Raw genomic sequence first — 26,508 nt, 5'->3', positions numbered from 1 at the left:
CAGCACATGGTGCCGCCGCTGGAGGCACCCATCTCCGGCAGGGCGGCGGCGTCGCCGACCTCCAGCACCGACAGCTCCTCGACGTCGACCGTCGGGACCTCGGCCGACTGCTCGGCCTGCGGGGTGTTCACGGACTCGCTCATCTGTGGATCTCCATGGGATCTCATCGGTTCGCTCCGGGAGCGGGCCCGTTCGGGCCGCATTCCGGGCTCCGCGCGGCGGATGCCGGCGCGGCGGGGCCGGCCCGGGAGGGCCGGCGCTCACCCCTGACGGGGGAGGTCTGTGGGGGGGATCAGCCGATCCCGGGGAAAGGGCCGCGCGGGCGGCCGGTCGTTCGGCCTGCGGCGCGGGCGCCTGGCCGGCTACGCGGGTTCCTCGCCGGCTACGCGGGTGCCCCGGCCTGCGGCGCGGGTGCCCGGTCGGCTACGCGGGCGCCTGGTCGGACAGTTCGGCGACCAGCAGGACGCCGGTGTCCAGGCCGTCCAACTGCGCGGCCATGTCGAGCAGTTCCTGGTCGTGCACCCGCGGCCAGCGCACCGCGAAGCCGTGGGCGGCCGCGGCGCGCGCCAGACCGCAGCGCATGCCGTCCAACACCGCCGGGTCGGTCCGCGGCTCGCCGGCGAGCACGCACCAGAAGGATCCGTCCGGCTGTCCGGCCGGCGTGCCGAGGGCGGCCGCGAAGGCCTCGGCGAAGGCGTGGCCGTGGTACACCCGGTCACCGAGCGGGAGGAGGACCCGGCCGTACCGGCCCGCCGCCCGCTCCAGCGCGAACCAGCGGCCCTCCGCCGGCGGCGGCCCGACCCGCTCGGCGAGCTCCGGCAGCAGGGTGGCGCAGGCGCGCTCGTACCCGCCGGCCGGGACGGCCGTCGTCCCGGCCGCCGTCCCGGTGACGGTCACGCCGCGGCCGCCGTACGCTGGCCCGCCCAGAGCTCGATCAGCACGCTGAGCAGGAAAACCTCCTGCTCGGGGCCGAAGCCCAGCCGGTTGAGCGTCATGTGCAGGTGCGAGGCGAGGATCTCCGGCGGGCTGGAGCTCAGCGCCCCGGCCAGGGCGGCGTCCCGCCAGACGTCCATGGCGGCGCCCAGCCGCTCCGCCCACCGGTCGGCGGCCCGGCCGGCACCGGGCAGGGCGCCCGGCCCGCCCGGGAAGCGCTCGGCGAGCAGTTCCGCGGAGCGCAGCGACGCCTCGCGGGCGGCGAGCGGGTTCATGCCCGGGTGCTCGGCGCGCCCGGCCCAGGTCAGCCAGGAGGTGCGCAGTCCGCGCAGGAACCGCTCCTGGGAAACGTGGTCCGGGTCGGCCGCACGGACCGCCGCCGCGATCGTGAGCAGGGCGAAGGTCACCCGGCCGTTCCAGGTCGGACGGGCCCGCAGGACGGCCGTCACCAGCTCGCTGCTGTCGCCGAACAGCGACTCGCTGAGCCCCAGCAGGGCCGGCCCGCCGTAGCGGTCGGTCTCCGGGGCGTACGGCTCGCGGTGCACCCCGCCCGGTCGCAGCTCGGCCAGCGGCAACGCCTCGAAGCCGTCCGCGCCGCCCTCGCCGGCCTTGGCGATCGGGCCGGTGCTCCGGTGGTACTGCTCGGTGCTCATCCGTTCGCCGTCCGGGACGCCCGCGTTGACCGGGGCAAGCCGTTCGGCGAGCGCCGCCGTGACGCCGGGCTCGGCCGCCTCGTCCAGACCGGCGAGCCGCAGCCGCAGGTGCGGCCCGTGCTGCCAGTACCGGATGAAGAACCAGCCGGTGATCGCGCCGTCGGCCCGCAGCTCGCGCACCACAGGTTCGACCACGTCCAGCAGGACGGTGTCCACCAGCGCCGGTGCGGCGGAGTCGAGGTGGAGGTGCCAGCAGCTCCAGCGGGGTCTGCCGTCCAGGGTGCCGGTCATGACCGCAGGTCCAGCATCGGCTCGCGGAACCGGCCGGTGCCGCAGACCACCTGGAAGACGGCGGTCTGGTCGCGGTCCAGCTCCAGCGTGCGGGCGATCCGCACCTCGTCGAAGGCGCGGGCCGGCCGGGCGTACATGCCGTACGCCGCGGCGCCGAGCACCAGGCCCTGTGCCGACCAGCCGCACGCGTACTGCAGCAGCTTCCACGCGCCGGGCCCGAACTCGGCGAACAGCGCGCGCAGGTCGGCGGTGAAGGTCCAGACGAAGGTGGCGTGCCGCACCGGGCAGTCGTTGCCGCCGCTCAGCGGGTACCCGAACTGGGAGTCCAGCGCGGCGTGCACGCCGGGCCGGGCGAGGTGCCCGGTGAGCCTGTTGTCCTCGACGCGGTGGATGCCGTCCGGCAGCCCCTCGACGTCCTGGACGCAGAGGGTGAGCCGGACGTGCCCGGCGACGGCGGCGAGCAGCGGGGACGGCGGCGGCGCGCAGGCCAGCGCCAGGCTGTCGGCGACGGCGGCGTACGGCTGGGGCGCCCGGACGCCGGAGAAGCCGCCGATCCCCTCGGGGGTGCGCCCGGCCGTACGGTTCCAGAGCACCTCGGCCCAGCTCAGGCCGTTGCCCTCGACCGGGTACGGGCCGGTGCCGGTGGCCTCGGCCGCCGGGGCGGGCGCGCCGGACGGCCGGGTCATCCGGTCGATCCGCAGCACCCGGTCCAGTGCCTGGTCTCCGGTGGGCGCCGGCCGGTCGATACCGGGACGCCAGCGCGGGGTCGCGCCGTCCAGCCGGACCGCGACCGGGTAGGCCCAGCCCTCGGCGGGCCGGATGCCGATCCGCTCGGCCAGGCCCTCGGGGTTGGGGGTCGGCAGTTCCAGCTCCGCCCGCACCCCGAACAGCTGGGCGGCGAGGTACAGGCTGCGCAGGTTGTGACCGATTTCGAGGTCCACCAGCGGGCCGCGCAGCAGCGCGTACTGCGGCGGCAGGTCGGTGTGCCGCCCGGCCAGCACCACGGTGGTGCCGTGCTCGCCGGGGGCGGCGGGGGTGCCCTCGACGTCCAGGAGCGCGTGGCGCTGGACGTCCAGGTAGCGGGTGGCGCCGTCCTGCAGCAGGTAGGGGCGGACCGGGAACTTGCTGCGGACCGACGGCACGACGCGGTGGTCGTTGAAGGAGTTCGACGGCTCCCGGCGCTGCAGGCCGAACGCGGTGACCAGCAGGTGGTCCAGGGTCTCCTCACCGGCTGCCGGCCCGTCCTGCGGCCGGAGGCCGGCGGGGAAGGGGGTGCGGCGCAGCAGCCGGGAGGTGCCGAGGGCGAGCGGGCGGCCGGCGTCGGGGCGGACCGCTGCGGGGAGCTGCCCGCTGGTGGTGCCGATCAAGGGGTCGATCTGCGGGCCCGGGGCGACGAAGGCCTTGCCGGCGCCCTGTTCGAAGGCGAAGCGGCGCAGTTCCCGCAGGTCGTCGGTGCCGTTCGGGGCGTCGGTGCGCCGCGGTTCGGCGGTGCCCCGCGGTTCGGCGGTGCCGGGCAGAGCGTCGCGTTCGAGTGTCTGGCTCATCGGTCCTCCTCTCACGGGAACGGGTGGGGGTCGAGCGGAAGGTCGTCGGCGGTGACCGGGCGGCCGTCGACCAGGAGGCCGTCGGTCAGCCTGGTGAGGCCGAGCAGCCGCTGGTTGGCGTGGCCGAAGGTCATCGGCAGCGTGCCGGGGACGATCACCTTGGCGGCGGCCAGTCCCAGGTCACGGTGGTCCCGGGTGGACTGGTCGACGACGATGGCGGTGTCCATTCCGGCGTCGGCGTACAGGCCGAGCACGGTCTCCAGCGAGGCCCGTACGTCGGGACGCGCGCCGGCCGCCGGGCGCAGGGCGTCGGGCCAGCCGGGGAAGGCCTCGTCCAGCCGCACGACCGGCCCGCCCAGCACCTCGGTGACGCGGGGCAGCAGCTCGGGCCGCTTGTAGAGCTGGTAGTGGTCGTCGAGCACGCGCACCTCGAACGGGTCGGCGATCATCCGCTCCACCGCCGCCGGGTCGAACGGCACCCGCTCGTGAACCAGTTGTGCCAGTTCCCACAGGCCGGCCTCGACGGCGGCCTCCGGGTCCGGGTGGGTACCGGCCGCGGAGTAGCTGGCGGGGAACAGCCCGTCCCGGTGGACGGCCAGCACCCACACCGAGGGCAGCGGGATGTCCTGGCTCGCCGCCAGCAGGTGCACGTCGTAGCCGCGCGAGCGGATCAGGCCGATCAGCTCCCGGCTGCGCTCCCGGCGCACCGACGCGGGGTCGATGGCCGGCAGCGGGCGCCGCCGGTGCCAGGCGAGCAGGAACGCGTCGCGCTCGGTGACCTCGAAGAGGGCGTGCAGCGCCGCCTCCTCCAGGCTCGCGCCGAGCGCGCAGCCGCTGGAGGACTCCAGGAAGTGGATCTTCCGGTCGCCTTCCCGCTGCAGCTTGTACTGGTAGAAGCCGACTTCGGCCGGCACCAGCACCGGCTCCCCGGTGGGGATGCGGTGGCCCCAGACCCAGTCGGTCGGGGTGTCCGGCGCGTACGGCAGCACCCGGCAGTAGGGGTGGGCGAGCTGTCGCGCGGTGTGCCCGCCCAGCGTGGCCGGGTCCAGCGCGGGCAGGTCGATGCCCTGGTGGGCGAGGTTCCTGACGACCCGTCCCGTACCGTACGGGAACCCGCCGATCCGCTCGTACATCTCCAGGATGGCGACGGGATCGCTCTCCCGGTAGGTGGCGCCGCGGCCGTGCCCCGCGCCGACCGGTCCGCCGGGCATCACGGCGTTGCTCATCGCGAACGGGGCCTGGGTCTCCCGCTGCACCCCGACGAAGGGGCCGAAGCGGGCGTCGACCGTCCGCCGGTGCAGCTCGTCGGCGGGCATCGGCAGGCCGGGGCGCTCGCGCAGCGGCAGTTGCTGCGGCGACGGACGGTCGGCGAGCACCAGGGGCTCCGGCGTCCGGACGGGCGGCGCGGCGGTGCGGTCGTGGGGCATGCCCGCGTCCCCGCAGACCGGGCAGGCGTGGTACCGGGCGATCCGGTGCCGGCGCAGTCCGCCCGGGCGGACGGACAGCAGCTCGCCCGGGGCCAGGGGGGTTCCGGCGGCCAGCGCGGCCCGGGCCAGCAGCGGGAGCAGCGGCGACGCGCCGGTACCGGAGCGCCGGGCACCCCACTCGCGGGCGATCGGGTGGCCGCCGGCGATCGGTGCGGCGAGTCGCTCCCGCGCCTCGGCGCAGCCCGCGCAGGAGGGCGCGGCCGCGGCCGGGTCCCACAGCGGGCCGATCTGCACCTCGTCCGGGAGGACCCGGACGGAGAGCAGCGGCACCCCGGCCTCGCGGGCCGCCGTCCAGGCGGCGCGCTCCACCTCGGTGTCCCAGCCCTCGCTCATGCTCAGGCGGGCACCGTGCAGCTCGGCGAACTCCGCCCAGGGGGTGGGCGGTTCGGCGATCGTCAGGACAGCCATACCGGCCCCCAGCACAGCTTCTGCTCCCCGGCCAGCGGGTCGGCGACGACACGGACCCCGAGCGGCCGCACCCCGTGGGCGTGGCAGTACGTCTCGATGTCCCCGGCCAGCGCGTTCAGCTCCGGCTCGGTCATCAGGTCGATCAGTTCGGTTCCGGGCGCCGGGTCGACGGTGCCGGGCTGACCGGCCTGTTCGGCCCGACGGGCGCCGTGGGCCGCGGCCAGCGCCAGGCCGGCGGCCCGGTCGGTGCTGTCGCCCCAGGCGGAGCCCAGCACCGCGCCGGTACGGGCGTCCGCCACGGTGACGGTGCACCAGGGGCCGGCGAGTCCGGCGGGGCGGCCGAGCGTGAGCGCGACCGGCTGGTCCTCGTACTCCTCCAGGGTGCGCCAGAACCGCAGGGTGTCGTGGTCGGTGATGTCGTCCCAGCCCAGGACGGTGGCCGGCGTCGCGGCGGAGCGTGCCAGGATCCGCAGGACACCGTCCAGCAGCCAGCGCGCCTCGGTGGTTCCGGCGGCCGACACCGAGCGCTCCAGGACACGGATCCCGGGCGGGTACGGCACGGCGGCCAGGACGCGCAGCCCGGCGAGGATCGCCTGGACGGCGGCGGAGCCGTGGTCGATGCCGCGGCGGACGAGGGGCCTGCCGAAGTCGGGGGTGAGGCCTTCGAGGACGGCCAGGGCGGACGGGAGCTGCGGCAGGTCGTCGGGGGCGATCCACCGGAACGGGCCGGTCCAGGGCGCGAACAGCGGCAGCGAGTCGGTGAGCACCTCCTCGGTCACGACCGGCGCGAGCCCCGACGGGTCGGCGTCGCCGAGGCTGCGGATGCCGCTCCACTCGGCCTGACCCGATCCGGCCAGCACGGCCTCGTCGGACTCCAGCGCGGGACCGTGCACCACCGAGACGGAGCTCTCCGGCGTGCCGAGGCCGATGTGCTGGAAGGCCCGGTGGGCGGCGAGCGCGCCGGCCATGATGGCGCCGGTGGGCGACGGTACGGTCCGCGCCTGGTCACCCTGCCGGATCACCGCACGCTCGACCAGCCTGCCGTGCAGACCGGGCGCCTCGCCCGCCGTCCGCAGCGGGCCGACGACCTGGGGACCACCGGCCCGCGTCGCGTCCGAGGTGGTCACCGGGACGATCGCGGCACCGGGCGCGAGTTCGGCGGTCGCGTCGACCGACGGCGCGGCGTCCACGACCACCGCCACGCAGGCACCGGACAGCAGTCCGGCGGCCTCGGCGGCGGAGGCGGGCAGCACGACGCGGTCGAGCTCCGGGTCGAGCAGCAGCAGCCCGGACGGGTCCGGGGCGCTCCCGTCCGTACCGGCCAGGACGACGCTGCCGAAGCCGGCCGCGGCCAGGCCGCGGGCCGCCGACTCGGCGGCGGGCCCCCGGCCGAGGACGGCCGCCCGGCCCTCGCGCACCCGGCGGAAGGCCGTGTACGGGTCGTCGCTGCGGGTCTCCAGGTAGGCGAGCGTGTCACCGTACGCGGCGCGCTCGTCCGGCCCGGGCTCCGCGGTGTCCAGCCGGTCGAGGTCGAACAGCAGCTCGCGCAGGAGGAGCTGTCCGGCCACCCAGCGCACGACACCGCGGGTCTTCTCGGCGCCGGCCGCCGCGACCAGTTCGTCCTCGGTGGCGCCGCGGTCCAGCAGCGGGGTCAGCCGGTCGACCAGCTGGAACAGGCTCGCCGGGCCGGCCAGCAGGAACGCCCCCTTGGCGGCGGAGACGTACACGCCCTTGCTGACCGGTGCGTAGTGCACGCCGGGGCGGGATCGCACGCCGCGGAGCGGCAGCGGAGAAGGTGCGGCAGACATGGGTCCTCGATCGCGGGTCGGATCAGCGCAGATCAGGTCGGGTCAGGTCGGGTCAGGTCGGGTGGGCGCGGCCGGGTCGGGCTCCGGCGGGGCTCCCGCGGTCACTCCCAGCGGAGGTCGCCGTGGCCGCCGTCCTTGCCCGGCTTGTGCCCGACCGGCTTCGGGACGAGGTGCAGCGGGTCGGCGTCCGGCCCGGCCGCCGACGCGGTGGCGGTGCCGGCGGCGGCGGTGGTGGTGGTCGCGGTGCTGGCGGTGGTGGCAGTGCCGGCGGTCGCGGCGGACGCCGGGCCGGCCATGACCGCGGTGGCGAGAGCGGTCAGAACGAAGCAGGAAGCAAGGCGCTTGCCCATGGTGTTTTCCCCCGTTGTGTCGATCGCCGGATCACGGCGTCGTACGTTCCCTCGGACTCCTCCGCCGTTTCCGGCCGGGAGCCGCACCTGCTTTCCGGTGCAGCTCCACAGTGGCCCGCCGGTTGGGGGGATCTCCACCGCACGCCCCTGTCATAAAGTTGCAGCGCAGCGAAATCTCTATGATCAAACGGGGGCAATCATGGTCAGTCCGGACATCCTTCCGTCACTTTCAGGCCGCCTCGACGAGACGGCCGCGAGGGTGTTCACCTGGGCCGTCAGACACGGCCGGCTGGATGAACGGGCAGCTGACGAGCTCGGCCTGACCTCCGGCCAACTGGAGCAGGCGACCGGCGCCCTCTCCGAGCTCCGCCTGCTGCGCCCCGCCCCCGACGGTTCCTCGGCGCTGATCGCCACCAACCCCGAGCTCGCCGCGGCCGAACTGATCGGCCCCATCAACGCCGCGCTGCAGGCGCGCCAGCAGCAGGCCGCCCAGGTGCGGACCGAGCTGCTCGGGCTGGTGCCCTTCTACTACGAGATGAGGCGCGAGCGCAGCAGCTCCGAGGCGATCGACGTGATGGAGAACCCCGACGACGTCCGCGCCATGTTCCAGGAGCTGGCCGGGAACTGCCGTACGGAGGTGTTCAGCGCACACCCGGGCATCGGCTCGACCGAGGGCATGGCGGACGCGCTCGAGCGCAACCTCGAACTGCTCGACCGCGGCGTTCGGATGCGGGCGCTGTACCAGCACACCGTCCGCGTCAATCCGGCCATGCAGCACTACGCCAGCCAACTGACCGCCTCCGGCTGCGAGTTGCGCACCGACAACGAGATCGTCGACCGCGTCGTCATCGTGGACCGCGAGGTCGCTTTCATTCCCCGGACGGGGATCGGCGCACCCAGCGGCGCCGTCATGGTGCGCGAGCCCGCCCTCGTCGACTACCTCTACCGTTCGCTGGAACAGTGCTGGGGCCGGGCCCTGCCGTTCGGCCAGGAGGAGACCCGCAGCGTGGTCGCGGGCTACGGCGAGGCCGGCGCGGCGATCAAGAGCTCCATCGCCCGGATGCTCGCCGAGGGCAGCACCGACGAGCAGGCCGCCCGGCGCCTGGGCATGTCCGTCCGCACCTGCCGCCGGCACATCGCCGAGCTCATGGGCAGCCTGGGCGCGGACAGCCGCTTCCAGGCCGGCGTCCTCGCCGAACGGGCGGGCGTCGTCACCGCGGCGGCCGCCTGAGCGGACCGCCGTCCGCCGCGCGGGACCGCCGCACCGGACTCCGGGACCGCCGCACCGGACTCCGGGACCGCCGCGGACTCCCGGACCGCCGCACCGCTCCGGCGGGTGCGACGGGCCCGCCCGGACGACCGGGGCTCCCGGCCGTGAGCAGAGCCACGGCCACCGTCACAGCAACGCGTAGAGGGCCGAGGCGTCGTCGTGCGCCTTGCCGCGCGGCCAGCGCTCGCAGGCTGCGTCCGCCCGCTCGACCGCCCGCACCTGGGCGATCAGCTCCCCCGGCCCCGACTCGGCGAGCAGCCGCAGCGCGTCGGCCCAGCTGCCCAGACCGAAGCGCTCGGTGTAGCGCGAGGCGCCGTCCGTCAGCGCGGCCACCGCGTGCAACCGGTCCACGCCGACGAAGCCGGTCTCGGCGTGCTGGGCCGCCTTCGGGCTGGCGGCGGCGATCCACGGGCCGTTGCCGGTGTTCCGGGCGGCGCGCACGGCCAGCGCGTACTCCAGGTGCAGCGCGGCGCGCTCGGCCGAGCCGGGCACCGTCGACCAGACCTGCCGGCGCAGCTCCTCGCCGCCCGGGAAGCGCTGGTTGTCGCCGATCACCTTCGGCGGGCCGTCCTTGAACTGGAGCACCAGCAGCGAGTCTCCGAGCACCAGGTACTCCAGCGCGGCGCCGTGCCGACGGGCGGCGACCACCATGGCCGCCGGCGTGTTGGGGTGGCCGAGGTCGCAGCGGCCGCCGTGCAGCGCGGCCGTCTCCGCGATGGCGTCGGCCAGGCACTCCCCGATCGAGCGGTCCGCGCGGTCGGTGAGCCGGGCCAGCAGATGCACCCCCAACCGCCGTACGTACCAGGGGGTGCCGTGGCGGCACCCGGACTCCAGGCCGGTCGGCGAGCTCGAACCGTCGAGCAGTACGAGCGCCTCCGGCGAGGCCGCCGCGAAGTCCTCGCTCTCGCGGTCCGGCCGCCGTGCTTCCCCTGCGAGCTGTACCTGCATCCCGACAGTGTGGCCGCCGACGGCGCGCAGGCCCAGACCCGTGCACGCGGCGCGCGGGTCCGTCCCGGTGGCAACGGAAGTAATTCGGCCATACCGTCGGATACCGAGTGGACAATTCGGCCAATCAGGGCCTGCGGGGTTTGGGATCTCCTTCGGGGGGCCCGGCCTTCCGGCGCTGACGGGCCTCCCCAGGACTGGCGAGGAGCGAGAAATGGTCTGGCAGTTCTTCGTGCTACTGGCCGCCTCGATCGGCTTTCCGATCGCCGCGCTGCTCTTCCTGATCGGCGGACCGCGCTTCCCCGACGAGCAGCGCGACGGGCGCTGAGCCCGGCCCCGGGCCGGCGGGCGGCGTCCACGCCGGGTCGCGGCCGAGCAGCGCCAGCGCGCGGTCGAACGGCCCGGCGCCGTCGGCCTGCTGACGGCGCTCCTGGAACGCCCGCCCCGGCGCCCGGTCCGCGGGCGCGGCCGGCACCAGCCCGGCCACCGACAGCAGGGCGGCCGCGAGCCGCTCCTCGCCGTCCACCGCCTCGGCGATCCCCTTCGGCACGCCCAGCGCCGCCGCGACGTCCCAGGCGTGCACCAGGGTGTCCAGCAGGTGGAAGCCGACGGCCTGGCGCAACGGGAAGGGGCCGCCGTCGCGGATCTCGGGCAGCCAGAGTTCGCGTCCGGCCGTGGCATGCGCCTCGGTGAAGGCCGCCGTCAGCTCCTCGGCCGAGCGCCGGAACGCGCCCGCCGGATCGCCGTTGACCGGGACGTCCCGCCAGAGTGCCCGGTCGGGCCCGGCACCCCGGGCGGCCGCGGCGAAGCCCCGGTGCTGGCCGACCACGTGCTCCAGCAGGCGGCGGAGCGTCCAGCCGGCACAGGGCGTCGCCAGCACCAGCTGCTCGGGCTGGACGGTGGTGATCACCTCGGCGGCCAACGCCAGGGACCGGGCGTGCAGTTCGAGCAGGCTCATGCGGCACCGACCTCCCGCGCGACACCCTGTGCGACGTCCCGCTCGAGGTCCGGGCCGCCAGGACGGCCGGCCGCCAGGAAGCCGACGGCGTTGTCGATGACGGCGGGTTCGGTGAGGATCCGGCGGTGGCCGAGGCCCCGGGTGACGACCAGGTCGAGCCGGTCGCCGTACGCGGCCTTGAGCCGGCGGGCGTGGCCGACCGCGACCACGTCGTCGCCCTCGTCGTGCAGCACCAGGATCGGCAGGCCGATCTCCTCGGGGCGGCGGGCGGCGTCGAAGTACTCGGTGACGTCGCCGACGCCGGGGAACATCTCGCGCTCCATCAGCCGCCGCAGCCGCCGCTCGACCACGCCGTTCAGCCCGGCCTGGGCACAGAAGGCGGCCGGCATGAAGGAGACCTCACTGACCCCGGCGATCGCGACCAGCCGCCCGGCCCGCAGGCCGCCCCGCAGGGCCAGGAAGGCGGCGTTGACGCCGAGCGAGTGCGCCACCACCGCCTCGAAGCCGCCGTACCGCTCCTGGAGCCGGCCGGCCAGCTCGCGGAGGTCGAGCACGGTGCTGGTGCGGCCGCCGGAGTCGCCGTGGCCGGGGGCGTCGAAGGCGACCGGGCTCAGGCCGAGCGCCCTCAGCCGGGGCACGAAGGCGGCGAACCGCGAGGCGCGGGACTGCCACCCGTGCAGCAGCAGGACGGGCCGGCTGCCGTCGCCCCAGCGGTAGACCACCACGGGCTCGCCGCGGACGGAGAGCCGCTCGGTGACGGCCTGTGCGTGGACCTCGCGTTCGAGGGTGCGCACCCGGCCGCGCCGCAGGGGGTGGCGGAAGAGCCGGAACGCGGCCCGGCCGGCCAGGCCGGGGGCGATCAGCGAGGTGGCGTTGAGGGTGGTGCGGATCAGTGCGACGGCCGGGTCCATCGGGGACTCCCTGTCGGTGTTGACGGGTCTGCCTGGGTGCGGGGGCCGAACTGCGGAAGATATTAGCACGACCGTTCGTGCAGTTTTATGGCCGAGAGCCGGCCGCCGGGACACCACGCGGGAATCAGGCGCGGGACCAGGCACGCGGGATCAGACAGGTGGGGGCCAGGCAGGGGTGGGGGGCAGGGGTGGCCGGGCAGGGGGGATCAGGCGCGTGGGATCAGGCCAGCTCGGGCGCCCGCGGGTCGGCCGCCTCCGCCCGCAGCAGCCCGAGCGCCACACGCCCCGCCCGGTCGTACGGGGTGTCCTCGCCGAAGAGCAGGGCCTGCGAATTGGCCGTCTCCAGCACCGCGATCAGCGCGAACGCCAGGTCCTCCAGGTCGGCGTCGGCCCGCAGCCCGCCCGTCGCCCGGGCCTGCGCCAGCGTGTCGAGCAGCAGGTCGCGCCACTCCCGGGCGCAGCCGGCCAGCGCGTCGCGCAGCGGGCCGGGGCGGGCGTCGAACTCGGCGCTCACCTCGTAGAAGAAGCAGCCGCCGGGGAAGACCCTGGCCCGCGAGTACGCCAGCCAGCTCTCGCAGAGCCGCCGGGCCCGGCCGAGGCCGGGGGCGGTGTCCTGGACGGGGGTGACCACCGCGTCCGCGAAGATCCGCCGGGCGGCCCGGACGGTGGCCAGTTGCAGCTCCTCCTTGGAGCCGAAGCCCGCGAACACCCCGCTCTTGCTCAGCCCGAGGTCGGTGGCCAGCCGGCCGATCGACAGCGCGTCCAGCCCCTCGACGGAGGCGATCTCGACCGCACGGCGCAGCACCGCCCGGCGGGTCTCCTCACCGCGCTGGACCCGTCCGTCGGCCCGCCCGTCGGCACGGACGGCCGCGCGTCCGTCGGTTCGCGGGTCCGTGTACCGGTCCGTGACAGAACCGCTCACAGTCCACCTCTGCTGTCCGTCGGGACGGGAGACCCGTCGTAGCGGGAGCGCCGCCGGGCGGCCCACAGTCGTGAGCCGCCCGGTGCGCCTGCGTCCCGCCAGGGTATAGCGGTGGACGCCGCCGTTCACTTGGCCGGGACTCCCAGGGCCGGCGCCCGCAGGGCCGGCCGGGCCGGGAGGGTGGTGGCGGCCAGGGCCAGCACCGCGGCCAGCGCCAGCACCCCGGCGTAGCCGGTCCAGCCCCAGGCCACGTCGGCCGTGCCGGTCATGCCGAGGCTGAAGGCGGTGAGCACCGCGAAGGCGATCGCCGAGCCGACGGTGACACCGGTGACCGCCACGGCGACCGACTCCAGCCGCAGCATCCCGAGGATCTGGCGCCGGGTCGTGCCGGTCAGCCGGAGCAGGGCGAACTCCCGGCGGCGGTCGGCGGTGGCCATGGCCAGGGTGTTCACCACCGAGATCGCGGTGAAGCCGAGCACCAGGGCCATCCCGAGGTAGTTGGCCTCGGCACCGTTCTGCCGGGCCTCGGCCGCGATCTCGCCGCTCTGCGCCCGGTCGAGGACCCGGACCCCGGGGAATCCCGCCACCGCCGCGCCCAGCCGCTCCCGGGTGACCTGGCCGTCGGCGGCCACCAGGACGGCGGAGGCGAGCGGATTGTCGACGTGCCGGGCCAGCAGGGCGTGCGAGAGCGTGAGGTCGCCGAAGCCGAGACCGCGGGCGTAGACGGCCCGGACGGTCAGGGTGGCGGGGGTGCCGTCGCCGAGGACCAGCCGCACGGTGGAGCCGGGGCCCACCCCGAGGCTGCCGGCCGCCGTCGCGCTGACCGCGAGGTCGCCGTCGCCGAATCCGGCCAGCGTGCCCGCCGTCACCCCCGGGTCCCAGCTCGCCGCCAGGCCCTCGGTGGTCACGCCCTGCACGGTGTACTTCTCCAGGTCGATCCGGGCCGAGCTGCGGAGCACCTCGGTGACCGCGGTGACGCCGGGCAGCGCCCGCACCGCCTGCGCCGCCTGGCCGGGCACGCCCGGCGCGCTCGCGGCCAGCGTCCACGGGGCGCGGACGCCGTCCTCGGCCTGCCGGGCGGCCGCGCCTCCGAGGGTGGACTGCGTGAACAGCACCGTGCAGACCATCGCGGTCAACAGGGCCAGCGGCGCGGCGGCGGCGCCGAGCCGGCGGGACTCGGCCCGCAGGTTGGCGGCGGCCAGGTGGCCGCTGACCGGGAAGACCCGCAGGGCCCCGCCGATGGCGGCGGACGCGACCCGGGCCAGCACCGGGCCGAGCAGCGAGACCGCGACGGCCAGCACCACCACGGCGGCGAAGGTCACCGGGGTGGCCGCCTTCTCGGTGTCCAGCACGGCGAGGACGGCGACCAGGACGATGCCGCCGACCAGCACCAGAGCCCCCGCCAGCGCCCGCGCCCAGCCGGCGCCCGGCACCTCGACCGCGGCCTCGGACAGGGCCTGGCCGGGGCGGATCCGGGACGTCCGGCGGGCCGAGATCCGGGCGGCGGCCCAGCCGGCCAGCAGGGTCGCGGCCACCGCGGCGAACATCGGGAAGACGCTCAGCGTGTGGTGCAGGGTGTCCGGCACGGCGCCGAGGTCGACGAAGCCGTCGTACAGCCACCCGCCGGCGGGTAGCCCGGCCAGCGAGCCGAGCGCGCCGGCGGCCAGGCCCAGCAGCAGCGCCTCGCCGCCGATCATCCTCCGCACCTGGCCGGGCGTGGCCGCCACCGCGCGCAGCAGGGCGATCTCCCGGCCGCGCTGCTGGATCATCAGGGCGAAGGTCCCGCTGACCACCAGGACGGCCACCAGCAGCGCGGTGCCGCCGATCGCCGCGCCCATGCTGACCAGCTTCACCCGGGCACCGGCGGCGTCCGGGAACTCGGCCTGCCCGCGGTCGGCGCCGCGGTGGACGACGGCGTTGCTGCCGGCCAGCGCCGGGGCGAGGTCACGGGCGAGCTTCGCCGGATCGGTGCCGGGCGCGGGCAGGACGGCGACCGCGGCGACCTGGCCGGGCCGGCCGGCCAGCCGCTCGGCCTCGGCCGGGCTGAAGAACAGCGCGCTCTGCTCGGTGAGTTCGACGCCCCGGGCGCCGGCGATGCCGGAGATCCGGTAGGCGACGGGCGTCTGCGTGGAGCGGACGGTCAGCCGGTCGCCGACGTGCAGCCGGGCCCGCGCGGCCAGGCCCGCGTCGACCACCAACTCGTCGGCCGCGCCCGGCGCCCGGCCCTCGGTGAGGGTGAACGGGGTCAGCTCGGCGGAGGCCCAGGAGTGGCCGTGGCCGGGGAGCCGGTCGGAGGCCACCGGCTGGGCGGGGAAGGTGAGTTCGGGCACGGCGGCGCGGACACCCGGCACGGCGGCGATCCGGTCGGCCAGCCCGGCGGGCAGCCAGGCCCGTTCGGCGAGCGGCTTGGCCTTCTCCTTGGTCTTGGTCTTCCCGTTGCCCTTGTCCTTGACGGTCGTCTGGTGCACCTGCTGATCGCCGGCCACCACCAGGGGAGCGCCCGCGTACCGCTCGGTGCGGATCTCGCCGCGCAGGCCGGTCTCCAGCAGGGTGCCGCAGGCGGTGACGGTCAGGGCGGCGAAGAACAGCGCGCAGAAGGCGCCCACGAAGCTGGACCGGCGGGCGTTCAGGCTCTGGAGTGCGTAGGAGAACAGCATCAGACCCACGCTCCCGGGCGGGTCGGGGCGAGGACGGCCCGGCGGGAACGGCGTTGCGGGCTGGGGTGGCGGGGCGGCTTCGGCATGGACTCACCCTCCCGCGCACCCGGGTGCGGGCGCAGTGCGGCGGTCCGGCGGATCCGGGCGGGGGTTAACCCCCTGTCCGCGCTACCCGCAGGCCCCCAACACCCGTTCCAGCACGGCCGCCTGTGCCAGCAGCCGTTCGTCGGCGCCGGCCGGGCCGACCACCTGGAGGCCCAGCGGCAGTCCGTCCGCCGTCGTACCGGCCGGCAGGCTGAGCGCGGGGAGCCCGGCGTAGCTCCACGGCAGCGACATCACCGCCTCACCGGTGCTGCCCAGCCCGGACGGGGCCGGACCGGTCGCGGCGGGCGCCGCCACGAGGTCGGCCCCCGAGGCCGCCCACGCCTCGGCGATCCGGCCGCGGAGGTGTGCGCGGGCGCGCAGCGCGGCCGCGTAGTCCTCCGGCTGGACGGCCTGGCCGTGCCGGATGCCGGCCACCGTCTCCGGCCGGTAGAGGCCGCCGAAGCGGGCGAACCAGTCGGCGTGGGTGCGGGCCTGCTCGAACCGGTTGATCGTCTGCAACTGCCGCACCAGGTCGGCGAAGTCGGGCAGCAGATCGATCCGACGCACCGTCAGGCCAGCCTCCGCCAGCAGCTCCAGCTGCTCGTCGAAGGCCTTCCGCGCCTCCGGCAGGGCCCGCTCCAGATAGGGGCCGGCCGGCACCCCGAGGACGGGCGGCCGTCCGGCCGGGCGGGCCTCCTCGGCGCGCCAGTCGTCGCAGAGCAGGGGCGCCGCCAGCGCCGCGCCCGCCAGGTCGGCGGTGAACAGGCCCAGGGTGTCGAAGCTCGGCGCGTTCGGGATCACCCCGTCCACCGGGATCCGCCCGTAGGTCGGCCGGAACCCCACCACGGCGCAGTAGGCGGCGGGCCGGATCACCGAGCCGACGGTCTGGGTGCCGATCGCCAGCGGTACCAGCCCGGCCGCGACGGCGGCCGCCGAGCCGCTGCTGGAGCCGCCCGGGGTGTGCCCGGAGTGGTGCGGGTTCCGGGTCGGGCCGGGGGCGGTTCCCGCGAACTCGGCGGTCACCGTCTTGCCCGCGACCAGCGCGCCCGCGGCCCGCAGCCGGTCCACCACGACGGCCTGCGGCCCGGCCAGCACACCCGGCGGCAGGGCGGATCCGGCGTGCGTCGGCAGACCGTCGACGTGCACGATGTCCTTGATCCCGACCGCCACCCCGTACAGCGGCGGCGCGGCGGCCGGGTCGGGGTACCGCGCGGCCAGCGCGCGGGCCTCGGCGTGCAGCCGCTCGGGACGGCCGGGCTCTGGCACGAAGGCGTGGATCAGCGGGTCCACCTGCTCGATCCGGCCGCAGAGCCGGTCGACGTGGACGGCCAGGCCGGGGCGGCCGGCCCGCAGCTCGGCGGCCTCGCGCACCAACGACCGCGGCCGGACCAGGGATTCCTCCATACCGACCACGGTAGACCTGCCTGACGGCCCACGGTCGCTACTGGTGCTCCGGCGCCAGGTACGGCGTCTCGCGCAGGTAGTACGCGCCGCAGGTGTGGCAGCAGAGTTCGGGCGTCCTGCCCCACTCCACCGGCTCCAGCAACGGCGCGTCCTCGTCCAGTTCCCGGCCGCACATGGCCACGGTGTCGGAGCCGCGGACCATGTGCCACAGCCTCACCCCGGCGGCCGGGCCGCCGTCGCCGTACTCGGCGCGCATCTGGTGCATCATCTCCCCATCGTCCGGCGGCGGTCCGGCACCGGCAACCGGGGGAGTCCGCCGGCCGGACCGGGTGGCGGGGGACGAGGCCGGCCGCGCGCGGGACGGGGTCAGACCAGGCTGCCGTGCAGCCGCAGCCGGGCGATGCCGCCGTCGGGGAAGACGTCGAGCCGGACGTGGGTGGCGGGCCGGGGCGCGTCCAGCACCAGGCGGTGGACGGCGTCGGGCTGGAGCCTGGTCCGCGGCACCAGCTCGAACCACTCCTGCGGGTCCGCGGCCTGCTCGTCCCGCCCGGACAGCGCGGCCCAGCCGGCCGCGTTGCCCACGTAGTAGCCGGTGTCGATCTCCACCGCGCGGATCGCGCCGCGCCCGGCCAGCCGGAGCCGGACCCAGTCGTGGCCGTCGTCCCGGCGCCGGCGGTTCTCCCAACCGTCGCCCATCGCACGGGACCTGCCCGGCAGCGCGAGGTTGGACGGGGGCGAGAAGAAGCGGTCCGAGGCGTCCTCGACGGTGCCGCCGTGCTCGATCGCGGCCAGGTCGAAGGTGCCGAGCGCGGCCAGCCAGGCGGCGTCCGGCCGGGCCTCGCCGTGCACCCGCAGCCGGGCGATGCCGCCGTCGGGGTACTGGCTGAGCCGCAGGTGGGTGAGGCGGCGGCCGCCCTCGACCGCGAAACCGTTGGCGGCGTGGCCGCGCACCGGCGAGCGGGGCACCAGCGGGTGCCAGACGGTGGAGCCGGCGAGCAGCTCCTCCGGGCCCGGGGTGCCCGGGAGTTCGGCGCCTTCGAGGCTGATCTGCAGCGGGTGGTTGCCGCGGAAGTGCGCGGTGTCCACGATCACGCCCTGCACGACTCCCGGCACGCCCAGGCGGATCAGCGCCCAGTCGTGGTCGTCGGCGGCCGGGTGCGGGCGGTCGGTGCCGGCGCCGCGGCGGCGGCGGGTCTCCCAACCGTCCATGATCTGGCCCTTGTTGCCGAAGGTGTGCGGGCGGAACTCGGCCGGCTCGGGCAGCAGCAGGTTCTCGCGCTCGGCGAACAGCTCGTCGTTGGCGGCGATCACGGCGCCGCCGAGCCGGCGGTCGGCCAGGTCGGTCAGCGCGGTGAAGGCGAAGTCGCCGCTGCGGTAGTCGGCGTAGGGGTTGCCACCCGCGTAGGGCAGCGCGTCGGCGTCGGGAAGGGTCCTGGGAGCGTTGTCGGTGGCCATGGATCCACCTTGGCCCCGACCCACTCGTCAGGTCCATCACAAAGAACTGAGCAAACCGTTCACTCCGGCTGAACGGTCGCCGCGACCTCGACCAACGCGGCCAGCACCCGGCGCAGCGGCGGTGTCGCCTCCGTCCCGGCCCGGACCGCCGCGACCACCCGGCGGGTCGGCAGGTCGGCGGGCAGCGCCCGGACCACCGCCCCGCCCCCGCGCCCCGCCGACGCCAGCCGCGGCACCAGCGCCACCCCGAGGCCGGCCGCGACCATCGCCAGGATCGCCGTCCAGTCCGCCGCGGTGTGCGCCCGCTCGGGCCTGAACCCGGCGTCCCCGCAGGCCGCCAGTGTGATCTCCCGCCAGGGCCCGGCGGCGCCGTAGATCCAGGGCTCACCGGCGAGATCCGCCAGCCGCAGCCCCGGCGCGCCGGCCAGCGGGTGGCCGGGCGGCAGCGCCACGTCCAGCGGGTCGCTCAGCAGCACCGACTCCACGAACCGCGGGTCGCCGCCGGCCGGCTGCACCGCGAGCGACAGCGCCAGGTCGACGTCGCCCGCCGCCAGCAGCCCGTACGCCCCGGCCGCCTCCGCCTCGACCACCCGCACGCCCAGCCGGGGTGCCGCCTCGCGCAGCCGGGCGATCGCCGGCACGAGCAGCCCGCCGATCGCGGTGGCGAACGCGCCGACCCGCACCTCGCCGGCCTCGCCGTGCAGGTACCCGGCGAGCTCCGCCTCGGCCCGCTCCAACTGCCCGAACACCAGCTCGGCATGGTGCAGCACCAGCCGCGCCGCACTGGTCAGCCGGACCCGCCGGCCGTACGGCTCCAGCATCGGCGCGCCCAGCTGCTTCGCGAGCGCCGACACCTGCTGCGAGACCGCCGACGGCGACAGGCAGAGGCGCTCGGCCGCCGACGTCACCGTGCCGCACTCACCGACCGCCCGCAGCACCCGCAGCCGTCGCAGATCCCACTCGCCCACCGCACCCATCGCGCCACCGTAGATCCCTTCCGGCCACCCCAGCCGAAGCCCGGCGCCCACCCCTCGATAGGGTGCCGCTCCTGCGCACCGCCGATGATCACAACCAGGCGTCAAGTCGCGCATAAAGAGACATCATTCACCTCAATGGGGGCAAAGATCGTGCGCTCTTCCCGCCTACTGGCCGCGTCCACGCTGCTCGCGCTCTCCCTCGGCGCGACCGTCGGCACGGCCACCGCCGGCGCCGCCGCCATCTCGCCGAGCCCGAGCGCGACCACCTCGGCCACGCCCACCCCGACCGGGACCCCGACCCCGACGGGCACGAAGTCGGCCACCGCGACGGCGACCGGCTCCCCGAGCGCCTCCCCGACGGGCACCCCGTCGGCCACCGCCACGGCGAAGCCCACCGTCCGGCCGACCAGCCCTGCGCCGACGCCCACGTTCAACGACCGCTGCCACGGTGGGGTGTACCAGAGCTCGCTCCTCAAGGTCACCGGCACCGGCCTGTACGGCACCACCCTGATCAAGGGCGGCCCGGCCGCCGAGATCACCGTGACCTGGGAGAACAACAGCGGCGTCGACCTGCCCGCCGTCCACAACTCCCTCTATGTCACCGACGAATTCGACGGGGACGGCCCGGTCCAGTGGAGCACCGAGTTCTTCGACGTCCAGCTGAACAGTGGATCCGGCTGGAAGCCCGCGAAGCTCGACAACCGCGCGCTGCCGGTGCCCGACTTCAAGCTGGCCAAGGGCGAGAAGCACACCGTCCAGGTCCGGATAGCCGCCACCGCCAAGGCCCCGGCCGGGAAGTACGGAGCCAATTACGACTCCGGCTCGGACGCGTTCGACAACGACAAGGTCCCCACCCCGGCCAACAACAAGCCGAACGCCTGCACCCAGTTCTACGGCTACTACGAGGGTGAGTTCAAGGTCGCCGAGGCCGGTGCCGCGACCACCCCCGCCCCGGCCACCAGTGCCGCCAAGGTCGCCACCAGCCCGGCCGCCGGTCCGCAGCTGGCCCAGACCGGTTCCAGCTCCAACACCCTCCCGATCGCCCTCGGCGGCGCCGCCGTGCTCGCCGCGGGCGCCGGCACTCTGCTCGTCCTGCGCCGCCGCAAGGCCGGCGCGCACAGCTGACCCCGGTCGGCAACAGGAGAAGGGGTACGGGCGCGCCGCCCGTACCCCTTCGGCGTACCGGGGATCAGCAGGCCCGGAGGAGGGCGTCGTCCTGCCACTTGAGGATCTTGTCGAAGCTGACGATCGCGCCGCGCAGCGGGTGGTTGCGCAGCTGGACGTGGTCGGTGAGGGCGTGGATCAGGAAGAGGCCGCGGCCGGACTCGGCGGTGAGGTCGGGGAGGGTGTCGAGGTCCACCGGGCGCAGCGTGGGGGCCGGGGGCCGGCAGGGCAGTACATGGGTGTCGTAGGGACGGCCCTCGCGGCGGGGACGGTGGGCGGTGAGGACCGGCCCGGGGACGCTGGCCCGCCCGCGCCGGCTGCGGCGGGGCCCTCGGCCGGCCACCGCTGGGCGGGCCGGCGGGGCGGCCGGCCGCCGCAGCGGAAACGGTCCGGCAGCGGCAGGCGCGGCGGGCGCGGCGGGGCCGGTGGCAGGGGCGGAGACGCCGGGCCCGGAGTCGGTCACCTCGATCCGCAGCAGGTCGCCGTTGATCGACGCGGTGACCTGGAAGCCCTCGTCCGGCCGGCCGCCGGCGCCGTGCTCGACGGCGTTGGCACAGGCCTCGCTGAGGGCGACACCGAGGTCGTGGGCGACCTGCGGGTCCACGCCCGCCGTCGCCATCGCACCGAGCAGGATGCGCCGGGCCAGCGGAACGCTGGCCGGGTCGCGCTTGAGGTGCAGAGTCCACCAGATGTCCACGGGAGGTCCCTCCTGGCTGCGGCTCCACATACAACTAGGTATCTCCGGGCGATCCGGCGGCGAACCGTGCCGGAGGTCCGCCACCGCCCGTTCGGCGGATGGACTGGGGCCGCGGACTGTGCCGAGCGGCGCACACCGGGGGTCTCACGCCGGGGCCGAACGGGGCATTCGTAGGGATTTCCCACCCTGCCCGTGTCCCCCCTGTAGGCGATGAGATGATGGGCCCCGCCATGACTGCCCTCGCCGCCGCCCCGCACCCGGGCGCCCTCGCACCGGACGCGCCGGTGGGGGACGCCGCCTGGGATCTGCGGCTTGCGCGGGCGGTGCCGTTCGCCCTGGTCTGCACGCTGATCGCGGCCGCCGGGCACGCCCTGGCCGGCGGCGGGAACGTGGCCCCGGCCGCGCTCGCGACCGGCTTCGCGGCCGTCCTCGCCCTCGCGGTGGCCTTCGGCGGTCGGGAGCGCTCGCTGGCCGCCATCGCCGGTGCGCTCGGCGCGGGCCAGCTCGGCCTGCACTGTCTCTTCCACGCTTTCGGCGGGCACGCCACCGCGGCGGCCGGCGCCATGGCCGGCATGCACCACGGCGGCTCCGGGCCGCTGACCCTGCCGCAGGTGGCCGGCCGGCTGATCTGCAACGAAGCCCGCCCCGGCACGCTGACCGGTCTGCCCGGCAACCCGTCCGCCGAGCAGCTGGTCTCCAGCGCGGGCCTGGACCCGCAGGCGTACGCCGTCGCGCCCTGGTGGCAGGGCGGCCTCTTCGGCATGACGCCGTCGATGCTCGCGGGCCACCTGGCCGCCGCCCTGGTGGCCGGCTGGTGGCTGCGCCGCGGCGAGGCCGCGCTCTGGCGGCTGGTCCGGATCACCGCCGCGGCCGCCCGGGAGCACTGGGCGACGCCGTTGCGGACGGCGTTCGCACTGGCCGCCGTCCTGCTGCGCGGCCTGCTCGGCACGCCCGGCGGCCCGGCCCGCCGGTTCGACGCGCGCGGCGGGGAGCACCCGCTGCCGGCCGGTGCCGCGCTGCGGCACAGCGTGGTGCGGCGCGGCCCTCCGTTCGGGGCGCTCGCGTACTGACCCGCCGTCCTCGGAGCGCCCACTCGCTCCGGGCCCCGGGTGTACGCGGCAGCAGAGCCGTACCCGCACCCTCGCGCGGTCAGCGGCCTCCCCCCACTCGTCCCCACGCCGCGCGGCCCCGCCGGCGCACGGATCACCGTGCCCGCAGCGGGCCTGCCGCCGAGCCTCCGAACGGAGACCCCGCCATCATGCGTTCCCTTCCCGCCCGTCGTATCGCCGCCGTCGCCCTCACCGCCGCCGCGTCCGTCGTGGCCCTGGCCGGCCCGGCCTTCGCGCACGTCACCGTGAACCCGGGCAGCGCCCCGCAGGGCGGCTACACCGCCGTCGACTTCCGGGTGCCGAACGAGAACGACACCGCCTCGACGGTGAAGCTGGAGGTCAACCTCCCGCTGGACCACCCGCTGGCCTCCGTCCGGACCCTCCCGATGCCGGGCTGGACGGCGACCGTCGAGAAGTCCAAGCTCGACAAGCCGATCAAGGTGCACGGCAACGACGTCAACGAGGCCGTCTCCAAGATCACCTGGACCGCCGACGCGGGCACCAAGATCGCCCCCGGCCAGTTCCAGGAGTTCCGCGTCTCGCTCGGCCCGCTGCCGACCGACACCGACAAGCTGACCTTCAAGGCACTGCAGAGCTACGACAACGGCGACGTCGTCCGCTGGATCGACGAGGCCAAGGACGGCCAGCCCGAGCCGGCCAAGCCCGCGCCCGTGCTCGCCCTCACCAAGGCCACCTCCGAGGACGGCCACGGCGTCACCGCCTCCGCCGCCCCGGCCGCCGACGGCCACGGCCACGACGGCGCCAAGGACGAGGCCGCCGGCTCCACCAAGTCCAGTGACTCCACCGCCCGGGTCCTCGGCGTGGTCGGCATCGTGGTCGGCGTGATCGGCACCGCGTTCGGCATCCTCGGCCTGCGCCGCAGGAGCGGCGGCTCGGCCTCCTGACCCCTCGCACCGGCGGGGCCGTCCCCGCGCCGCACCCGTACCCCGGGGCGGCCCCGCCGGTGATCCACCGCGCACGATCGGATCCCCCATGGCCCGCACCACCCGCACCACCCTCCTGGCCGGCGCCGCCGTGGCCCTCGCCGCCGCCCTCACCCTGACCGCCTGCGGCTCCGACGGCGGCAGCGGCACCGGCCCCGCCAAGGTCACCCAGCAGAAGGCCGACTCGCCCTACGAGGGCACCGTGCTCGGCAAGAACTTCGAGAAGCCCGACCTCCAGCTGACCGACACCGCCGGCCAGCCGTACGACCTGCGGCAGAAGACCAACGGCAGGACCACGCTGCTCTTCTTCGGCTACACCAGCTGCCCGGACGTCTGCCCGACCACCATGGGCGACATCGGCGTGGCGATGAAGAAGCTCTCCGCCGAGGAGCGGCAGAAGGTCAACGTCGTCTTCGTCTCCACCGACCCGCAGCGCGACACCCCACAGGTGCTGCGCACCTGGCTGGACTCGATGGGCACCGACTTCATAGGCCTCACCGGGGACCTCGCCAAGGTGAAGACGGCCGCCAAGTCGCTCGGCATCATGATCGAGGACCCGGTGGTCAACGCCGACGGCACGGTCACCTCCACCCACGGCGCGCAGGTGCTGGCCTTCCTGCCCTCGGACGACAAGGCGCACGTCCTCTACCTCAGCGGCACCGAGGAGAAGACGTACGAGCACGACCTCCCGCTGCTCGCCAAGGGGGTCCCGGCGTGAAGGGCACCGGCGTGCTCGGGTTCCGGCGGACGGCGCTCGCGGGCGCGGTGCTGGCGACGGCACTGGGCGGCGGCGCCATCCTGGTCGCCTGCGGTGCGGGCGGCCAGGACGGCGCCGCCGCAGCTGCCGACGGACCGGCCAGGCTGAGCGTCGCCGACTCCTACATCCCGCTGCCCCCGGCGGGCGGGATGGCGGCCGGCTATCTGACCGTGCGCAACGACGGCGGCGGGGACCAGCTGGTGAAGGTCTCCAGCCCGGCCGCCGGCTCGGTCACCATGCACCGCTCCACCGCCACCACCATGGAGCAGGTCGAGCGTCTCGACGTCCCCGCGCACGGCGCGTTGCAGCTCGCCCGCGGCGGCAGCCACCTCATGATCATGGGATGGCAGAAGGCCCCCGTCCTCGGTGACGAACTCGAGCTCGACCTGACCTTCGCCCGGACCGGCACCATCTCGGTCAAGGTGCCGGTCAAGGAGCTCACCTACCGCCCCGGCCAGCAGTAAAGGGACCCGCGAGATGCTGAAGGCCGCGTTGCCGCAGACCACCCGCCGCAGACTCGCCGGGCTGCTCGGCGCCCTCGGCGCCGTCCTCGCGCTGATGCTCGCCTGCGCCGGACCGGCCTCGGCGCACGCCACCCTGGAGTCCACCGACCCGCACCAGAACTCGGTCGTCGCCACCGCGCCGCAGACCGTCACGCTGACCTTCAGCGAGTCGGTGTCGCTCTCCGGCGACTCGGTACGGGTGCTCGACCCGGCCGGCAAGGCGGTCGACACCGGCAACCCGGCGCACGCCGACGGCAAGGGCAGCACCGCGCGCGTCGGGCTGAACAGCGGGCTGGCCAACGGCACCTACACGGTGGCCTGGCGGGCCGTCTCCGAGGACTCGCACCCGATCGGCGGCGCGTTCACCTTCTCCGTCGGCGCGCCCTCGGACACCTCCGTCTCCGCCACCGCGCTGAGCGGCGCCGACGCCGACGGCGTGGTCGCCGCCCTCTACGGCGCCGGCCGGACCGTCGCGTACGGGGCGTTCGCGCTGCTGGCCGGCGCGGCCGCGTTCGTGCTGATCTGCTGGCCCGCCGGGGCGGCGCAGCGCGCGGTCCAGCGGCTGCTGATGTCCGGCTGGGTGGCGCTGCTGGTCTCCACCGTCGCGGTGCTGATGCTGCGCGGCCCGTACGAGCGGGGCTCCGGGGTCGGGCAGGCCCTCGACCTGTCGCTGGTGCGCGCCACGCTGGACGAGCGGATCGGCACCGCGCTGGCCGCCCGGCTGCTGCTGCTCGCGGCGAGCGGGGTGTTCCTGTCTCTGCTGGTCGGCCAGCTCGGGCAGCCGCAGCGGACCACCGGTCCCTCGGCCGCGAGCCCGGGTACCGGCACCGGTACCGGCACCGGCACCGGCACCGGCACGGAGGACGCCGAGGAGAGGGAGCTGCGCGAGCTGGAGCAGCGCGCCGCCGAGCGGCCGCTGCGCGAGGCCCGGCTGGGCCTCGGAGTGGCCGGGCTGGTGCTGGCGGTCGCCCTCTCGGCGACCTGGGTCGGCGCCGACCACGCCGCGGTGGGCATCCAGGTCTGGCTGGCCCTGCCGCTCGGCGTGCTGCACCTGATCGCGATGGCGCTCTGGCTGGGCGGCCTGGCCGCCCTGCTGGTCGGCCTGCGCCACGGGATCGGCGCGGACGTCGCCGACCGCTTCTCCAGGCTCGCCTTCGCCGCGGTCGCCGTGCTCACCGCCACCGGGATCTACCAGTCCTGGCGCGGCCTGGGCAGCTGGGGCGCGCTGACCGGCACCGAGTACGGGCGGCTGCTGCTGGTGAAGACCGGCTGCGTGGTCGCGATGCTCGGCGTCGCCTGGACCTCCCGTTCGTGGCTGGCCCGGCTGCGGGCCACCCCCGAGGAGGCGGTGGCGGTCGCGCCGGCCGAGGCGCCGGAGCCCGTTGCCGTGGCCGCGCACTCCGACGACCCGGTCCGGCAGGCCCAGCTGGCCCGCCAGCAGGCCGCCCGGCAGAGCGCCGGGCGCGACCGCGGGCTCACCCCGACCCGGGCCGGGCTGCGCCGCTCCGTCCTGGTCGAGGCGCTGGTCGCGGTGGCCGTGCTGGTGGTCACCACGATGCTCACCAACTCGCCGCCCGGCCGGGTGGCGGGCGAGGTCGCGGCCGGGGCCCCCGCCACCGCACCCGCCCCGGGCGGCACGCCCGCCCCGCAGACCGTGCCCGGCCAGACCCTGGAGCTGAAGCTCCCCTACGACACCAAGGGCCGCACGCCGAACGCCAAGGGCACCGCCACCGTCACCCTCAACCCGGCCCGGACCGGAGCCAACGAGGTGCACCTCAGGCTGGACGGCGCGGACGGACAGCCGGTCGACGTCCCCGAGGTGCAGCTCGCCTTCACCCTGCCGGACCGCGACCTCGGCCCGCTGCCGGTCACCCTGACCGCCGAGGGCACCGGCCGCTGGAGCGGCACCGCGCAGCTGCCACTGGCCGGCAACTGGGTGGTGTCGGTGCAGGTCCGCTCCTCGGACATCGACCAGACCACCGAGATCAAACCGCTGAAGATCGGGTGAGCGCGATGGACGGCACGACGGGTACGGAGAGCACGGAGAGTACGGAGAGCGCCGCGAGCGCGGGAGAGGCCGGCCGGAGGCCGCGCGGCGGCGTCACCCGGCGGGCCCTGCTGGGCACCGCCGGGGCCGGGCTGGTGGCCGGGGCGAGCGCCGGGGCGGGGGGGGGGGGGGGGAGGGGGGGGGGCACCCCGGACACACCCCACACCGACCCGACTCCCCCCTGGGACGGGCAGGCGCCGTTTCCCGGGGGAGAGCCGGACCGCGCCCCT

The 26,508-nt window shown here is 75.9% G+C and carries 24 protein-coding genes; 7 read left to right on the top strand and 17 right to left on the bottom strand.

The window, feature by feature from the left end; translation table 11 throughout:
- The 7 genes from ACZ5WK_RS09955 to ACZ5WK_RS09925 all read right to left on the bottom strand — a co-directional run.
- Positions 1 to 143 (bottom strand): thiazolylpeptide-type bacteriocin (locus ACZ5WK_RS09955; protein WP_465546960.1); only part of this gene is annotated, 143 nt, incomplete at its 3' end.
- A 280-nt stretch (positions 144 to 423) separates the two neighbouring features.
- On the bottom strand, positions 424 to 897 hold the full coding sequence (locus ACZ5WK_RS09950) for a hypothetical protein (protein ID WP_465546701.1): 474 nt from the start codon (positions 895 to 897) through the stop codon (positions 424 to 426).
- Positions 894 to 1,877, bottom strand: coding sequence for a thiopeptide-type bacteriocin biosynthesis protein (locus tag ACZ5WK_RS09945; protein WP_465546699.1), 984 nt, complete (start codon positions 1,875 to 1,877; stop codon positions 894 to 896). The genes ACZ5WK_RS09950 and ACZ5WK_RS09945 overlap by 4 nt, the downstream gene beginning before the upstream one ends.
- Positions 1,874 to 3,421 carry a nitroreductase family protein gene (locus ACZ5WK_RS09940; RefSeq protein WP_465546697.1) on the bottom strand — a complete coding sequence of 516 codons (1,548 nt, stop codon included), beginning with the start codon at positions 3,419 to 3,421 and terminating at the stop codon, positions 1,874 to 1,876. Before ACZ5WK_RS09940 ends, ACZ5WK_RS09945 begins: the two co-directional genes overlap by 4 nt.
- 11 nt (positions 3,422 to 3,432) lie before the next feature.
- Positions 3,433 to 5,316 carry a YcaO-like family protein gene (locus ACZ5WK_RS09935; RefSeq protein ID WP_465546695.1) on the bottom strand — a complete coding sequence of 628 codons (1,884 nt, stop codon included), beginning with the start codon at positions 5,314 to 5,316 and terminating at the stop codon, positions 3,433 to 3,435.
- On the bottom strand, positions 5,304 to 7,088 hold the full coding sequence (locus ACZ5WK_RS09930) for a serine/threonine-protein kinase (protein ID WP_465546693.1): 1,785 nt from the start codon (positions 7,086 to 7,088) through the stop codon (positions 5,304 to 5,306). Before ACZ5WK_RS09930 ends, ACZ5WK_RS09935 begins: the two co-directional genes overlap by 13 nt.
- Before the next feature lie 137 nt (positions 7,089 to 7,225).
- On the bottom strand, positions 7,226 to 7,474 hold the full coding sequence (locus ACZ5WK_RS09925; protein ID WP_465546691.1) for a hypothetical protein: 249 nt from the start codon (positions 7,472 to 7,474) through the stop codon (positions 7,226 to 7,228).
- Between the two features lie 199 nt (positions 7,475 to 7,673).
- Here ACZ5WK_RS09925 and ACZ5WK_RS09920 point away from each other — a divergent pair, with 199 nt between their 5' ends.
- Positions 7,674 to 8,705 carry a helix-turn-helix transcriptional regulator gene (locus tag ACZ5WK_RS09920; protein ID WP_465546689.1) on the top strand — a complete coding sequence of 344 codons (1,032 nt, stop codon included), beginning with the start codon at positions 7,674 to 7,676 and terminating at the stop codon, positions 8,703 to 8,705.
- A gap of 165 nt (positions 8,706 to 8,870) precedes the next feature.
- Here ACZ5WK_RS09920 and ACZ5WK_RS09915 read toward each other — a convergent pair whose 3' ends face one another.
- From ACZ5WK_RS09915 to ACZ5WK_RS09875, 9 genes are all read right to left on the bottom strand, one after another.
- Complete coding sequence (locus tag ACZ5WK_RS09915) at positions 8,871 to 9,692, bottom strand: integrase (RefSeq protein WP_396322807.1); 822 nt, start codon at positions 9,690 to 9,692, stop codon at positions 8,871 to 8,873.
- A gap of 232 nt (positions 9,693 to 9,924) precedes the next feature.
- Positions 9,925 to 10,647 (bottom strand): TIGR03086 family metal-binding protein, encoded by a 723-nt coding sequence (locus tag ACZ5WK_RS09910; RefSeq protein ID WP_465546687.1) that lies wholly within the window; start codon positions 10,645 to 10,647, stop codon positions 9,925 to 9,927.
- Positions 10,644 to 11,558 (bottom strand): alpha/beta hydrolase, encoded by a 915-nt coding sequence (locus ACZ5WK_RS09905; RefSeq protein ID WP_465546685.1) that lies wholly within the window; start codon positions 11,556 to 11,558, stop codon positions 10,644 to 10,646. Before ACZ5WK_RS09905 ends, ACZ5WK_RS09910 begins: the two co-directional genes overlap by 4 nt.
- A gap of 220 nt (positions 11,559 to 11,778) precedes the next feature.
- Positions 11,779 to 12,363: a TetR/AcrR family transcriptional regulator gene (locus tag ACZ5WK_RS09900; RefSeq protein ID WP_465546958.1), complete on the bottom strand. Its 585-nt coding sequence runs from the start codon at positions 12,361 to 12,363 to the stop codon at positions 11,779 to 11,781.
- Between the two features lie 242 nt (positions 12,364 to 12,605).
- The gene (locus tag ACZ5WK_RS09895; RefSeq protein ID WP_465546683.1) at positions 12,606 to 15,137 is read right to left on the bottom strand and encodes an ABC transporter permease; all 2,532 of its coding nucleotides are present in this window, start codon (positions 15,135 to 15,137) and stop codon (positions 12,606 to 12,608) included.
- Between the two features lie 168 nt (positions 15,138 to 15,305).
- A complete protein-coding gene (locus tag ACZ5WK_RS09890) occupies positions 15,306 to 16,625 on the bottom strand; it encodes an amidase (RefSeq protein ID WP_465546681.1) in 1,320 nt (439 codons plus the stop codon).
- 37 nt (positions 16,626 to 16,662) lie between these two features.
- Positions 16,663 to 16,893 (bottom strand): hypothetical protein, encoded by a 231-nt coding sequence (locus tag ACZ5WK_RS09885; RefSeq protein WP_465546679.1) that lies wholly within the window; start codon positions 16,891 to 16,893, stop codon positions 16,663 to 16,665.
- 98 nt (positions 16,894 to 16,991) lie between these two features.
- Positions 16,992 to 18,080: an allantoicase gene (gene alc / locus ACZ5WK_RS09880; RefSeq protein WP_465546677.1), complete on the bottom strand. Its 1,089-nt coding sequence runs from the start codon at positions 18,078 to 18,080 to the stop codon at positions 16,992 to 16,994.
- Between the two features lie 59 nt (positions 18,081 to 18,139).
- Entirely contained in the window at positions 18,140 to 19,048 is a 909-nt protein-coding gene (locus ACZ5WK_RS09875; protein ID WP_465546957.1) for a LysR family transcriptional regulator, read from the bottom strand.
- Between the two features lie 159 nt (positions 19,049 to 19,207).
- Between ACZ5WK_RS09875 and ACZ5WK_RS09870 the strand changes: the two genes are divergently transcribed.
- Positions 19,208 to 20,182, top strand: coding sequence for an LAETG motif-containing sortase-dependent surface protein (locus ACZ5WK_RS09870; protein ID WP_465546675.1), 975 nt, complete (start codon positions 19,208 to 19,210; stop codon positions 20,180 to 20,182).
- A gap of 64 nt (positions 20,183 to 20,246) precedes the next feature.
- Here ACZ5WK_RS09870 and ACZ5WK_RS09865 read toward each other — a convergent pair whose 3' ends face one another.
- On the bottom strand, positions 20,247 to 20,918 hold the full coding sequence (locus tag ACZ5WK_RS09865; protein WP_465546673.1) for an ATP-binding protein: 672 nt from the start codon (positions 20,916 to 20,918) through the stop codon (positions 20,247 to 20,249).
- Positions 20,919 to 21,148: 230 nt separating this feature from the next.
- Between ACZ5WK_RS09865 and ACZ5WK_RS09860 the strand changes: the two genes are divergently transcribed.
- From ACZ5WK_RS09860 to ACZ5WK_RS09840, 5 genes are all read left to right on the top strand, one after another.
- Positions 21,149 to 21,988 (top strand): hypothetical protein, encoded by an 840-nt coding sequence (locus ACZ5WK_RS09860; protein WP_465546671.1) that lies wholly within the window; start codon positions 21,149 to 21,151, stop codon positions 21,986 to 21,988.
- A 188-nt stretch (positions 21,989 to 22,176) separates the two neighbouring features.
- Positions 22,177 to 22,932, top strand: coding sequence for a YcnI family copper-binding membrane protein (locus tag ACZ5WK_RS09855; RefSeq protein WP_465546669.1), 756 nt, complete (start codon positions 22,177 to 22,179; stop codon positions 22,930 to 22,932).
- Between the two features lie 88 nt (positions 22,933 to 23,020).
- Complete coding sequence (locus tag ACZ5WK_RS09850; protein ID WP_465546667.1) at positions 23,021 to 23,689, top strand: SCO family protein; 669 nt, start codon at positions 23,021 to 23,023, stop codon at positions 23,687 to 23,689.
- Positions 23,686 to 24,192, top strand: coding sequence for a copper chaperone PCu(A)C (locus ACZ5WK_RS09845; protein ID WP_465546665.1), 507 nt, complete (start codon positions 23,686 to 23,688; stop codon positions 24,190 to 24,192). Before ACZ5WK_RS09850 ends, ACZ5WK_RS09845 begins: the two co-directional genes overlap by 4 nt.
- Positions 24,193 to 24,205: 13 nt before the next feature.
- Positions 24,206 to 26,239, top strand: coding sequence for a copper resistance CopC/CopD family protein (locus ACZ5WK_RS09840; RefSeq protein ID WP_465546663.1), 2,034 nt, complete (start codon positions 24,206 to 24,208; stop codon positions 26,237 to 26,239).
- Positions 26,240 to 26,508: the final 269 nt, after the last annotated feature.

The organism is Kitasatospora sp. NPDC032757, assembly GCF_055579305.1.
This window is presented reverse-complemented; position numbering and strand designations above follow the sequence as displayed.